General features: G+C 29.9%; 16 protein-coding genes. 5 read left to right on the forward strand and 11 right to left on the reverse strand.

Features of this window, described 5'->3' with window-relative positions:
- Positions 1-6: 6 nt before the first annotated feature.
- On the reverse strand, positions 7-750 hold the full coding sequence (locus ACJTHF_RS01790) for a hypothetical protein (protein WP_232156562.1): 744 nt from the start codon (positions 748-750) through the stop codon (positions 7-9).
- A gap of 137 nt (positions 751-887) precedes the next feature.
- On the opposite strand from ACJTHF_RS01790, the gene ACJTHF_RS01795 reads away from it, so the two are divergent.
- Entirely contained in the window at positions 888-1847 is a 960-nt protein-coding gene (locus tag ACJTHF_RS01795; protein ID WP_084755088.1) for an arsenic resistance protein, read from the forward strand.
- Positions 1848-1898: 51 nt separating this feature from the next.
- On the opposite strand, the gene ACJTHF_RS01800 is transcribed toward ACJTHF_RS01795, so the two are convergent.
- The 3 genes from ACJTHF_RS01800 to ACJTHF_RS01810 all read right to left on the reverse strand — a co-directional run bounded on the left by ACJTHF_RS01800 (position 1899) and on the right by ACJTHF_RS01810 (position 3777).
- Positions 1899-2888 carry a LysM peptidoglycan-binding domain-containing protein gene (locus ACJTHF_RS01800; RefSeq protein ID WP_106417625.1) on the reverse strand — a complete coding sequence of 330 codons (990 nt, stop codon included), beginning with the start codon at positions 2886-2888 and terminating at the stop codon, positions 1899-1901.
- 137 nt (positions 2889-3025) lie between these two features.
- The gene (locus ACJTHF_RS01805; RefSeq protein ID WP_058591581.1) at positions 3026-3403 is read right to left on the reverse strand and encodes a YxeA family protein; all 378 of its coding nucleotides are present in this window, start codon (positions 3401-3403) and stop codon (positions 3026-3028) included.
- A gap of 113 nt (positions 3404-3516) precedes the next feature.
- The gene (locus tag ACJTHF_RS01810) at positions 3517-3777 is read right to left on the reverse strand and encodes a hypothetical protein (protein WP_048539876.1); all 261 of its coding nucleotides are present in this window, start codon (positions 3775-3777) and stop codon (positions 3517-3519) included.
- Between the two features lie 232 nt (positions 3778-4009).
- On the opposite strand from ACJTHF_RS01810, the gene ACJTHF_RS01815 reads away from it, so the two are divergent.
- From ACJTHF_RS01815 to ACJTHF_RS01830, 4 genes are all read left to right on the forward strand, one after another.
- Positions 4010-4549, forward strand: a complete 540-nt coding sequence (locus ACJTHF_RS01815) for a GNAT family N-acetyltransferase (protein ID WP_232156563.1) — start codon at positions 4010-4012, stop codon at positions 4547-4549.
- Between the two features lie 116 nt (positions 4550-4665).
- Positions 4666-5925, forward strand: coding sequence for a DNA repair protein (locus ACJTHF_RS01820; RefSeq protein WP_058591584.1), 1260 nt, complete (start codon positions 4666-4668; stop codon positions 5923-5925).
- A 20-nt stretch (positions 5926-5945) separates the two neighbouring features.
- Complete coding sequence (locus tag ACJTHF_RS01825; protein WP_048539879.1) at positions 5946-6140, forward strand: hypothetical protein; 195 nt, start codon at positions 5946-5948, stop codon at positions 6138-6140.
- A 119-nt stretch (positions 6141-6259) separates the two neighbouring features.
- The gene (locus tag ACJTHF_RS01830; protein WP_048539880.1) at positions 6260-6508 is read left to right on the forward strand and encodes a GlsB/YeaQ/YmgE family stress response membrane protein; all 249 of its coding nucleotides are present in this window, start codon (positions 6260-6262) and stop codon (positions 6506-6508) included.
- A 771-nt stretch (positions 6509-7279) separates the two neighbouring features.
- Here ACJTHF_RS01830 and ACJTHF_RS01835 read toward each other — a convergent pair.
- The 7 genes from ACJTHF_RS01835 to ACJTHF_RS01865 form a co-directional block, all read right to left on the reverse strand.
- Entirely contained in the window at positions 7280-8677 is a 1398-nt protein-coding gene (locus tag ACJTHF_RS01835) for an MFS transporter (protein ID WP_058591585.1), read from the reverse strand.
- Positions 8678-8847: 170 nt separating this feature from the next.
- Positions 8848-9768 carry an AEC family transporter gene (locus tag ACJTHF_RS01840; RefSeq protein WP_078355554.1) on the reverse strand — a complete coding sequence of 307 codons (921 nt, stop codon included), beginning with the start codon at positions 9766-9768 and terminating at the stop codon, positions 8848-8850.
- A gap of 129 nt (positions 9769-9897) precedes the next feature.
- Positions 9898-10374, reverse strand: coding sequence for a GNAT family N-acetyltransferase (locus ACJTHF_RS01845; protein ID WP_407812514.1), 477 nt, complete (start codon positions 10372-10374; stop codon positions 9898-9900).
- 11 nt (positions 10375-10385) lie between these two features.
- Entirely contained in the window at positions 10386-10979 is a 594-nt protein-coding gene (locus ACJTHF_RS01850; protein WP_078355553.1) for a histidine phosphatase family protein, read from the reverse strand.
- A 454-nt stretch (positions 10980-11433) separates the two neighbouring features.
- Positions 11434-12363 carry a thermonuclease family protein gene (locus ACJTHF_RS01855; RefSeq protein WP_058591589.1) on the reverse strand — a complete coding sequence of 310 codons (930 nt, stop codon included), beginning with the start codon at positions 12361-12363 and terminating at the stop codon, positions 11434-11436.
- A 187-nt stretch (positions 12364-12550) separates the two neighbouring features.
- A complete protein-coding gene (locus ACJTHF_RS01860) occupies positions 12551-12709 on the reverse strand; it encodes a hypothetical protein (protein ID WP_153653764.1) in 159 nt (52 codons plus the stop codon).
- Positions 12710-12729: 20 nt separating this feature from the next.
- Entirely contained in the window at positions 12730-13083 is a 354-nt protein-coding gene (locus ACJTHF_RS01865) for a hypothetical protein (protein WP_048539886.1), read from the reverse strand.
- Positions 13084-13628: the final 545 nt, after the last annotated feature.

The following is a 13628-nucleotide window of genomic DNA, read 5'->3' on the forward strand; positions in this document are numbered from 1 at the left end:
ACTCCCTTATTTCCTAAATAGGTATTCACTTAATTTTTGTTTTTTTCCTTCTTTATTCCATTGTTGATATTGTTTGATCATCTTATGAATGTTGCCTTCATAGTAGTTTTCAACTAAATCAACTATTGCTAAAAAGCTTTTCCAGTAATGAAACATGACATATGCATTATCATTACTTTTATAAATTTCATTTGTGAATGATTCTAAATTATTTTCATCATATTTTGATTTGTAGTAATTAAATAATTCTGTTTCATACTGTATAATTTCTTTAAATTCTTTGTCATTATATAAATAATACCTTGGTAAGAAAGTAACCAATCCTTCTTCAAACCATAAGTCATCTGATGATATATCAAGATCATCAAATTCTGTTAAAAAGAAGTCACAATGGTGCGTAATTTCATGACCTAATATGCACAATATTTCTTTTTCTAAATAGTTATTAAATATTTTTTGAGTCTTTTCAGACATGTCACTTTTGATTTGACCATTTAAAAAGGTCTTCCAGCTTTCTTTTTCAATATTCATAAATATACCTTTTTCATTTGTAAACGCTGGTACATTCTTCTTAAATACATGCGTCATTACATAATCACTTGTCCATATGACGTGTTCTGGCATGTCATTTAATTCGTAATCTTTTTTCAGAATATCAATATAATTTTCAATTTTATCTATAAAATATTTTGCTGTTTTTTGAGTTTCTTCAATATCATTTAGTTCATCCATCATAAAAATAGATTTCATGTGTTTATCCCCTTACAAATATCAATAAATATAGTATTAGTATTCATATTATAACAATATTCATCATCTTTTTATTCAATTGAATTAATTTCTACTTCATACTATGATTTATATTAAGTGGTTTACAGGAGGTTATGATGTCTTACTTGAAATCTTTTTTAGAGGATAAACAAATTTATATATATCTTTTATTTATTATGATGGGCGTGAGTTTCGGTCTATTGTTTGACCGTGCTAGCCTTATTTTTGAACCTTTTATTTCTATTTTAATTGCGATTCTATTGTTTAGTATGTTTGCTCAAATTCCTTTTTTATCTTTACGTCAAAAGGCATTAAATTTTAAATTTCTTGTGGCACTTATTATTTCTAATTTTATTTTTATTCCTATTCTTGTTTTTCTAATTGTTACAGCCTTTCATATTACATCTACACCGCTTCTAATCGGAATTTACTTAGTATTACTGACACCTTGTATTGATTATGTGATTGTTTTTACGAAGTTAGGTCATGGAAATGAAAGCTTTATGTTGATTGCTACACCTATTTTATTTATTTTACAAATCATCTTATTACCGATATATTTTGTAATATTTTTTAACCAAGATTTCTCGGAATACATTGACTTTATACCTTTTATAAAGACTTTTGTATATCTTATTCTGGTACCTTTAATCATAGCTATTTTTATGCAAGTTTTAAGTAAAAAGTCCGCTACTATGTCGAACATTTTATCTTTATCAGAATGGTTGCCTGTTCCTTTTATGGGACTCGTATTAATGACGGTTATAGGCTCTCAAATTTCAAAAATCTTTAATGATTTACACGTCGTATGGATAGTTGTTCCTGTTTACATTTGTTTTATGATTATTGCGCCTTTTATTGGTTATCTTTCTGGTAAAATCTTTGTTTTACCTTCAGATTTAAAACGCACGATTGCTTTTAGTTCTAGCACAAGAAATGCATTAGTTGTCTTGCCATTAGCTTTATCTCTACCAGACAATTGGTCAACAATTGTAACAACTGTTATCGTCACACAAACACTTGTCGAGCTTATTGGCGAACTATTCTATATTAAATTGATACCTAAATTTAAATAGAAAAACACCTCTAAAGTTACAGTAACGCTTGCACTTCAGAGGTGTTTTTAATTATTTCAGTTTCAATACTTGTCCTACACTTATATCATTTGAACTTAAATTATTTAATGATTTAAGTTTAGCTACACTTACGCCGCTTCTTTGAGATATATTATACAACGTATCTCCAGAAACAACAGTATGTGTATAGCCTGTTATATTATCACTTGTTTCATTTAAATCATTATAATGCTTTTGAACGAGACTATAAAATTGATTCATATCGTAGCCCCACTGACTAAAGTAATTGATTGGATCTGTATGATCTGTTCCGCCATAATATTGACTAATGGCATTGTGACTGATAACTGTACCTGTTCCCTCATTATTATCGGCTAATGATGGTTTCAGTCCATTTTGGTGTAACATTTTCGCAGTTAAATATGCTTGATTATTGACCGATTTCGCAAACTGGTCAAATGTACTTGATTGAGCCAATTCTATTTGATAGAAATATGGATTGGCTTTTGCGCCTGCACCCCAAGCTAAATAATCACTAGATGCTGTTTGAACAATTTTACTACTACTTGCATAAGCATGAACAAATGCACTTTCATAATTGTTATACATGTAATTGATTTCTTCATCTATTGTGCTATCAGGATTAGCTGTTTCATGTATAATCACACCGATAAACTTATCTGATTTATAATCATACTTCGGCAAGCTATCCATTCTAGAATCTTGTGTGATTGTAGACGGCTTAATATTATTTTTAGCAATATAATTATTAACATTTTGATAAGCTTCATTTGTATGTTGATTTGATTCTATTTCTGTAGAATTTTCTTCTGCATCTTTATTATGTAATTTGAGATCTTCATCCGTCAGCAAGCCTGTTAATTCTTTCGGGTTCATCTTTTGTGCTTGTTCAAAACTAATCGATTTGCTTGTGTTCTCTGTTTGTTCACTTTGATGTTCTTCTGCATTTAAATATCCAACAGATTGAGAAAATAATACACTTGTCGTCAAAATTATTGCTGTTCCAAACTTGTACTTCATAATAATCCCCCTTATATTTTATTTTTATATTGTATTACAAACTATAATTAATTAATACACCTGAAGAATATTTCGTTATATTAAATATTCATTACAAATTATAAAAGAACGAGATAAATTGATTATCTCGTTCTCATTTATTCTATAGCGTTTAGAGCTTTCTTTGGTATTTCACTTTTATCAACTTCTTCAAATGATTCCACATGTGTCCCTTTATGCTTAATTTTTAAATAGTGATTTGTTTTAAGTTCATCTGATGATATAAATTCCACTTTTGTACGTTTACCATCTTCATCTACAATATCTTGCTTATATCTTCTAATATTATGTTCTTCAACAGCATCAGGTAGCTTTGTCTTTACATAAGCGTATTTCTCTTTCATAAATGGATTTAATTGATCTGATACACCTTTAATTTCACTTGACCCAGATGTACTAAATATAACGATTAATAAACAACAACATAAAATAACAAATATAACTAGAAAAACAATACCTTTTAATAAACCTTTCAATGTTATCTCTCCTTTCAAGTAAAATGATAGCATCATATCACTTGAAATAGTCCTAACATTGTTGTCACAACAGGTTTCTAAGCTTACAATTTTGTAAGATTAAGTCTCTCTTATTAAAACACACCTAATATATTTCCAATTAACCCTGCTAGTGTTATTAATACACCTACACCCGATAGAACAGATGTAATAACCGCTTTTCTATTTTTCTTATTGGTTTCATTAATACTTCTTTCAAGGTTGTTCATTGAAATTGTTATTTTGTCTTGAATGATATTTGGCAAATGATCAATCTTATTGTTCAAAGTATCGAAGCGTTCATCAACACGCTTTTCATATTGTTCAAATTCATTTCTCGTAATATATTCTGACATAATGATCACCTCTCTTTTTATATTTTATAATTTATAAATATAATTGTCAAAAACTGTATTTTAAAATTATGCGATGGAAAGTAACCATTTTTTATTAGATTATATTGCTTGGCTTCATATTCTTAATAATTCATATAGCTTATTTTCAAAACGTAAACTTCAAAGAAATATATTTTTTCCAATTTGCATGATAAAATTATTTTAATTATTTTATACAGAACAGAGGGATAACATGGATGAAAATCGTAAATTATATATTAGACCTATTAAATTAGAAGATTTAAAGAGTATATGGCAGATGGCTTTTAAGGACTCAAATCCTGAATGGAAGTTATGGGATGCGCCTTATTTTCCTCATCATGCTATGTCGTATGATGATTTTTTGCTCCAAAAGGATGATTGGATCAATGTTCCGAATAGATGGGCTGTAATTTACAACGACAAAGTTATTGGTACAGTCTCTTATTATTGGAAACATGAACCTTCTAAGTGGCTAGAGATGGGTCTTTCAATCTATCACTCTGATAATTGGGGTAAAGGCATTGGCACAAATGTCATGCGTATGTGGATTGATCATTTATTCAATACTTTAGATATTGTTCGCGTCGGTTATACGACTTGGTCAGGGAACAAAGGCATGATTAAAATTGGAGAACGTCTTGGTATGACTATGGAAGCTAGAATTAGAAAAGTAAGATATTATAACGGGACTTATTACGACTCTATTAGAATGGGTCTTTTACGGGAAGAATGGCAAGATTTAAAGTCTTAATCTAGTACATAACAATCATAAAATGATAACATATTGTGCTTTTATACAAGTTTATACTTTACAAATAAGAACATATGTTCGTATAATGAAAGTACAATATGACTAGGGTGATTTTTATGTATGACTACAGTTATTGTCTAAATCGGGATATTATATGTGTGGATTTAAAGAGTTTCTTTGCGTCTGTCTCATGTATTGAGAAAGGTTTGAACCCGTTAACGACTAAGCTTGCTGTTGTGGCTGATACGAAGCGTAAAGGTTCTGTTGTCCTGGCAGCTACACCACCTTTAAAAGCAATTGGCATTAAAACAGGTTCTCGTTTATTTGAAATACCTCAACGTAAAGATATCTATGTTATTAATCCATCTATGAAGAACTATATACAATTATCAACACAAATTAGCAAAATTGCTTTGGATTATGTTGCACCTGAAGATTTTCATCAATATAGTATTGATGAATTCTTTATGGATGTATCAGAGTCTTATCATTTATTTGCACATTCTCCCTTTTCATTAGCGATGCAACTTCAAGAGCGTATATTTAATTATACTCAAATTCGTAGCACGATTGGTATTGGCTCTAATTTATTACTTGCTAAGCTTTCAATGGATATTGATGCTAAGCATACAAGTCTTGGGATATCAGAATGGCGCTATGAAGATGTGCCGTCTAAAGTTTGGGCCATTCAACCTTTACGAGACATGTGGGGAATCAATCGACGTACAGAAGCTAAGCTTAATAAGAAAGGTATATTTACGATTGGACACTTAGCTAACTATCCTGTGGAATATTTGAAGCGGGACTTTGGCGTTATTGGCGTTGACCTTCATTTGCATGCTAATGGTATTGATGAAAGTGTCATTAGAAATCCTCATCGTATATATGATAAATCTTTAGGTAAGTCCCAAATACTTATGCGTGATTACAGTATGAATGAACTTAAGACCGTATTAAATGAACAAGTAGATGAAGTTTACTTTCGTTCTAGAAAACTCAATTTATACCCTACACGTATTAGCGTGAGTGTCGGTTATGCAGACGTTGGAGGTGTGCGGAAACAATTTACAAACAAAACGGGATTTATGAATACTTATGTTATCACACAATTATTATGGGATTATTTATCTCAATGGTTAGAACCGGACAGACTTTATAGAACAATGGCTATATCATTTGGTAAATTTATTCCGAACCAAATTAAGCAATTATCTTTATTCGATGATCCGTATCAAATTAAGACAGAGACGCTCGAAAATCATTTAGATTTTATACGTATGAAATATGGTAAGGATGTTGTTATGCGCGGTTCAAGCCTATTAAATAGTGGAACATTATTAGAAAGAAAAGGTTTAATTGCAGGTCATAAAGCTTAATATTTATGGAGTGTATTGTAATGAAAGAACTTAATATAAACTGGGAAGCAGATTTTATTGAATACCAAACTTTATTATATAGTGGAGTCCATCCAGAATGGTTCTATGCTTGTATTAGAAATGATGTATTAGTACCAGCATATACAGGACAAGGCAAACAATATTTTTGGACTAAAGATATCCTCCAAGCTCATAAAATAATACCAATATTTTAAAAAAACAACTATTTACTACAATTATTGTTTAATTTTACCAAATATTTTCTTTATAAGTGTTTAACGTATCTTCACTTTGGATATATATAAAGAAGTGTAAAAATAGGAGGTAATCATATATGGGCTTTATATTAATGTTAATCGTCGGCGGTTTAATCGGCTGGCTAGCAGGCGTTATTTTAGGTAAAGATATTCCAGGCGGTATTATTGGTAACATTATCGCAGGTATTATCGGTTCAGCAATTGGTGGTAAATTATTAGGAGATATGGGACCAGTAATAGGTGGAATTGCAATTATTCCAGCATTAATCGGTTCAATCATCTTAATCTTGATACTTTCATTCATTTTAAAAGCAATTAAAAAATAGAAAGTACAATAAATATAAAGAAGTATATCACTTAATTGATTTCGTGATATACTTCTTTTTTTAATACATATATATCTAACAAATAGAAGCACCACACAAATTTGTGCAGTGCTTATGTCATATACGAATAAATATTTTCAAAACCACTCTAGGTAAATAGCTTTGTAATAATAAAATACCCGACGTATATAAACTCTAAACATTATTTTAATAATAATCTAAAGAAATTCATGAATTTTTAACGTTTATTAGAACCTTTACTAAAAAGATTTCTTATAAGTCTCATGATTAGAACTGTACCAACATATCTTAAAATACGTTTTACTACGTTTCCCATCCTTATCAGCTCCTCTTACTCTATATCATTTACTATTACTTCTTCACTACTTTACCCAATTAAGTCTTTCATTACACATATAATAAAAAGATTTCGTAGTCCCGCCCCGGCAAGGATGACTAGAGTTAAAAAAGCTTGGTACAAGCGTATTTCAATTCAGTCATCTACTGATAAGATATTACAAGAGACTGAGACATTACATTATGTCCCAGTCTTTTTTATATGGAAAAATCAATATAAACGTGAGGCTCTGTGTTGCTTGTTTGATGTGTCTTGCAACATACAGAGGCGCCTATTTATCTTGTTTCGCATGTCTTGATAAATACAGGGTCCTCAACATTGCTTGTCACCCTTCACTTGCAATATTTAGCCCTTATTTCTAAAAATATGAAAAAGAGTCTAGAACATTTCTGTCCCAGACTCTTTAATATAAATTATGATTTTGTACTTTCGTTATGCCACCATAATGAATCTTTCGGATTTTCTACAGCATGAACAAATTCTTTTTTCGATGCTACAGTTGGATAAGATCCTTTTAATGATTTTTTAGAAGTATCTTCAAATAATGTTAAGACAACGATAAGGCCAATGACACTCACACCTAGTAAGTAGAATGCAGGTGCTAAATTATTACCTGTCACGTGTACTAACCATGAAGCTACTAATGGTGTTGTACCACCAAATAACGAAACTGAAATATTAAATGTCCATGATAATGTTCTATAACGAATATCTGTATGGAACAATGTTGGTAATGAGCCTGGCATTGTACCTTCGTAGACTGACAATACGATACCTAACAATAGTAATCCAAGGAATAAGAAACCAAGTCCACCAATATTTAAGAATTGGAATGAAACGACAGATACTAATATACCTAAGATTAAACCGAAAGATATCACTTTCTTATTACCTATTTTATCACCAAGTCTACCAAATGTAAGCGCGAATGGTACCATAATCAGTAATACAACCGCTGTTATCGGTGTACTAATACGATCACTAATACCAACCGTTTCATCTAGGTATGAAGGCATGTAACCTAATAATACATAATTTGTAATGTTGAAGAAGGCTACAAACACAATACATAATAAGATATCTTTTTTATATTGTTTTATAATTTCAATAACGCTTAGTTGATCTTTTTGATCAGCGATATCATTTTCAAAAATTGGTGTTTCTTCTAAATGTGTTCTCAAGTAAAGACCAATCAATCCAATTGGTGCACTTAAGAAGAATGGAATTCTCCAACCCCAAGAATTCATTTGAGCGTCCGATAGTGTCCAGAATAATACTGTAACAAGGATAGATGCCACAATATAACCAGATAAAGTACCGATTTCTAAACCACTACCTAATCTAATTCTTTTATTATCCGGTGAAGACTCTGCGATATAAACCATCGCACCAGCATATTCCCCACCTACTGAGAAACCTTGTAAAATACGAGCTAGCAATAATAAAATTGGTGCCCAAATTCCGATTTGATCATATGTAGGTAATAGTCCAATAATCAAAGTAGAAATTGCCATCATAATAATTGTAAATGTTAAGACAACTTTTCTACCTAACTTGTCACCTATTTTACCAAAGACAATGCCTCCCACTGGTCTAAGTAAGAATGCTATCGCAAATGTTGCAAAAGTGAAAATTAATTTTAATTCATCATTTTGAACTGGACTGAAGAAATTCTTACTAATGATAACTGCAAGGTAAGAATATAGAGCAAAGTCAAACCATTCCATTGCATTACCAATACCAGTAGCAAACACACTTTTCTTTGCCATACCGATATCTACGACGTTGATTTTCTTTTTATTAAACTTCAAACGTATACAGCTCCTTTTCATGTTTAAAGAGTATACGCTCACTTTTTTATAGTGTCAACTTAATATTTAAATATAATAATATACACTTTTCATCTAATGGTATACAAATAAAAAATGTCCGCGCTTACATCATAGTAAGCATGGACATTATAAATTTAAACGATTTTTACTTAAGTAAATAGTATATATGACAAATAAATAACAATTGAAACTGTGACTGAGCTTAATAATGTAGAGAATAATACAATTTGAGCATGTAGTTCTGGCTCCACATCATATTCAAAAGCAATCGTTGATGTATTTCTTGAAGTTGGAAAGGCACTAGCTATAAATAAAGATTGTGCAATAACGCCATCAATATGGAATAAATAAATTAAACTAAGTGCAATAAGCGGTCCAATTATCAACCTACCAATCAACGATCCCATAATCGCTCTATGCAATAATTTCAATTTAATATGCGCTAATTGAGCACCTAATAAAATTAAAGCAATTGGCGCAAAACTATCTGAAATTTGGTGGATAGGAATTAGAAACACTTGAGATAATTTAATATGCCCTACTTGAAATATAATACCTAAAATCAGTGCATGAAAAACAGGTAGCTTCAAAAAAGAAATGACAATATCTTTTAAACTTTTAGTAGTGGAAAGTAAATTATACATACCATAAGAATACGTAAGTAGATTTTGAAAAATAAGCACGAAGATTTGTACCGCAACACCAATAGGATTTTGACTAAAAATTAATTGACTGACCGGCAAACCATAGTTACCAGAATTCATTAAAGAAATGCTATTCTTTAAGGCTGCACTCTCACCTTTTTGAAGGTTCAATACTTTAGCAAATAAATTCCCAATTAAGATCATAACTAAACTATAAACTACAATATAGTAAAGAACCTTTAACAGCAAATCCAATTGAATCGTAATATCATAAATATTCACAAAAACCGCAACAGGCATTAAACAATAAGTAATAAGTGTAGAAAAATGTTTTAAATTAAATGCAAACTTTCTCTGTAATAAAAAACCAACAAAAATTAAAATAAGAAGCGGCAATAACACTTCCGTTAAAATGAAAACAAACATAATATCCTCTTTCTTTCTATATTTCCTTTATATTCAAACTATCACAAATGAATCATAATAAATATGACAAATTTAGTATTTTGAATGATAAGTTTAAGTTATGAATATAGAAATATAGATAACTAAAGCTTAGGTAGTTTTATTAAATTTTTCCATTCTATAAATACCTTCATCATCTTGAAATTTGATACCATTCTTGAAATCATAACCATACTTTCTATAGAATTCTACTGCTGTAACAGATGCTGAAACCTCTATACGTTGTGCACGTTTATAATAATAGTCATTTTCAAGGGTTTCTATTATAAGCTTACCTATACCTCTTCCTTGATGATCTGGTGATACAAAAATGGTAAACAAGCTACTTTCAGTTTGGCTATCCCAATACGGTCCTATTGCACCTGTTGCTATTATTTGATTATTTTCTTCAAATATATAAAAATTTGTAAAACTTGCTCTTTCAATTATTGCTTCAGGTGTCATGCTACTCACAACTTTTTCAATTTCATCAACAGGTTCGTCTTTTACATTAGTTGTTCTCAATGTGTGAATAATCATTTCACTAACTGCTTTAGCATCTTTTAAATCGAACATTCTAATTTTCATACAATCATCCTTTATATCTCACCAATTTTCTTATATTGAGACAAGTGGTTCACTTGATTACATTCTAATATTTCTACTTTATCGTCTGATATTTTTAATGATGTAATACCACCGTTTGCAAGTTTAATTTTTCCTGTCCCTGTTTCTCCATTTGAATAATGATATAATATGGCATTAATAAAGGCACCATGTGATACGACTACTACATTTTGATTATGATATTTATCATGTATTTCAGCTAATCCTGTTAAAAATCTACGCTCGATGCTAGCCGCATCTTCACTATTAGGATATATTCGATCTGGGAAGCGTTCGAGTTTTTCAGCAAGCGTCATACCTTCAGCGTCACCAAATGATAATTCAATAAACGCTTCTCTTTCAATCAAATCTACATTCAATTGTTCTTGCACAATTTCAGCAGTTTTTTTAGCTCTTTTTAAAGGACTCGTAATAATCACATCAATTTTTTTATCTTTTAAAGCAGCACCGCTTTCCTTTGCTTGTAATTCGCCATTATGATTCAAAGGAATATCAGTTCTACCTTGAGTTCTACCTTCTAAATTCCAATCCGTTTCACCATGTCTTAAAAAATATACATTTGTCATCATTCAAACCTCACATTAAATAATTTAAAAACTATTGTATCACTTATACCGGTACATAACACGCTAAATTTCAGTATATATACATTTATAATTGAAAAGAAAGCTCTCGAATTGGGCTTAACATTATTGTATAATATTTCCATATATTACAACCATGATAGCTTCCATCATGGTCAACACCAAACCCCCTTATTCCGTGAAAATAAGGGGGTTTTTTTAGTGTGGTTAATTATCTATTATTTCTAATTCTAATGGATACCGTTTCAACAACAATACTAATTAAAGTCATTACGATTAATAGTACAACTAAACTCCAAACATATCCTAATTCCAAATAATTAGTTAAAGTGGTACATCCCCAAATAGCTAAGAAATAGATTAATAACCTTAAGATAAAAAATATAATGTTATTATACATAATGATCTACTTTAACTAAGATACATAAAAATAAATTTAATTTGCTTCACATGCAAAGTTATCTTTATCTCTATCTAGTTTAGCATTGTATGCTGGATGTGTGCTTGGTACGCCATTTGGATATACTTTTCTAAGTGCCGTACAGTTTGGATAATATTCTGACCCTGCATTTTGAGAAGTATTATTTGGTGTTTGTGTTGTAGCACTTCCTGTTCCATTTGAACTTTGTGTATTACTTGATGCTGGTTGCTCAGTTGTATGTTGTTGTGTACTTGCTTGATTATCTTCAAATGCACTTCCTAAACTCCAAATACCTAATTTTTCTTCTTTTGCTTTTTCTTGTGCACTTTCTAATTGATCTAAGTATCTTGTATTAGGTGGATATACATATGCTACTTTAGCTAATCCTTCTCTGACCAGTATTTCATTAAGCATTTTACCATCTACATATATGTATGCTAAATAACGTTGATATTTATCTGTTTGTCCACCTACATCAAACTCTACTTCAATTTTATTTGCATTAGTTAACAATTCTTTCGTTCTATCTGATGCTTCTTGACCAAATGGCTGTTTACCTAATCTTGGGTGTTTCGTTTCAGGTGTATCAATCAGTAAAAATCTAAATGATTTTTGACTGCCATTATAAATAAATTTTGCAGTATCTCCATCAACTGTACCCGCTAAATCAACTGGAATTCTGTCTGTCGTACCAGGTTTGTATGATTTTTCTTGAGTACTATTTTGACTAGATTTCTCATTATTATTTGAATGTTTCTCGGAATTCTCTATTTTTTCCTTCAGCTTTTTATTTGTCTCTTCTAATTCTTTTTGTTTACTTTTTAAAGCTGTATTCTCTTGTTTTACTTTTTCTTTTTCTCTATTATCAGTACTTCCATTACTACAACCACTTGCAATGGTTGCTAAGAATAAAATACTTACACATAACAATATAATTTTTTTCATAACACTTACTCCTACTTAAATATTCATTTTACTTATTATACCAAATTCCAAATATTTTATAATAATACTTTGGAATTTCACTCTATTTAATTAATTTACCTTAAAATATCAAGGTTATTATATGTATTAACAAGGAATATACAATGGCTATAATCTCAAAAAAATAAAAAACACCTTTACGATGTTTTTAGTCAAATAACCGAAATATGATTCTAAATATCCAGCCTATAGCTCTTGGAATTGTCACGAATATTGCTCTGATAATATCTCCTATATAAAAGAAGCCTTCTAAAAAATCTCCAAAAGATAATTTATCAGCTTTATGTTTTTTATTTTCTTTACCCATATGACGCCTCCTATCTTAATTTATAAATGTACTAAAACAAATTCAACTAGATAATTGATACCTTTTATAAATATATAAAATGCATAAGCCATAGTGCCTAAAATAAATAAAGCAGACATTATTTTAATTTTTTCTCCCTTTTCTCTATAAACAATATGGACAATAATAAACATTGTCATTAAAGAAAGATAAGCAAAAGCCACTGCTGTTAACGTACCTAACGCATTCCTTTTAGTAGGAAAGTGACTCGTAATCCATGTATCATAAAATGCATCTCTAATCCCGATATGTTCAGTATAAAGATCAAAGCCTATTCCTAGTAATATCAGTAAACCTTCAAAAATAAATGCCATCAACAAAATGAATGCTTTCATTTAATCACCTTTAGTATTTTAATTAATTCTACAATTAATAAATAACATTAGTTATGGAATAATAGTAATATACTTATGAAATAAGGGCAACATGTCGAAACACATTGCCCTTCGAATATTTTTATTAATTTTTAGATAAGAATGGATATGTAAAATAAAGTAAGGATTTCACATTAATATCTTAACAGTTTATGATAAAATAATATTATTCAAAAAACATTCATTCTGACCAGACGGAGGCACTATGTACTTAATATGTGGCATTACGCTAATACTTATAAGCATTACCATATTTATCTGGGAAGGCAAAAGTTTCTTCAATATATTTATATTTGCTTTAGGAATTTTATTAACTTTAGGTTCTTTGTTAAACCTCCTTTTAAATTTAATATAAAAAACTAGTCATATGATCATAACAAGTTTTACGTAAAAATATAAATCTTCTTCAATAGCACCGCTTCTATATCCACCAATATTCATATAACTACTCTCCTAAGATATCCTTTAAATTCAGGGAAATATACCACTTAATTATAAAATAGTAT

It is taken from the genome of Mammaliicoccus sp. RAM2 (assembly GCF_045897195.1).
Lineage (GTDB): Bacteria > Bacillota > Bacilli > Staphylococcales > Staphylococcaceae > Mammaliicoccus > Mammaliicoccus sciuri.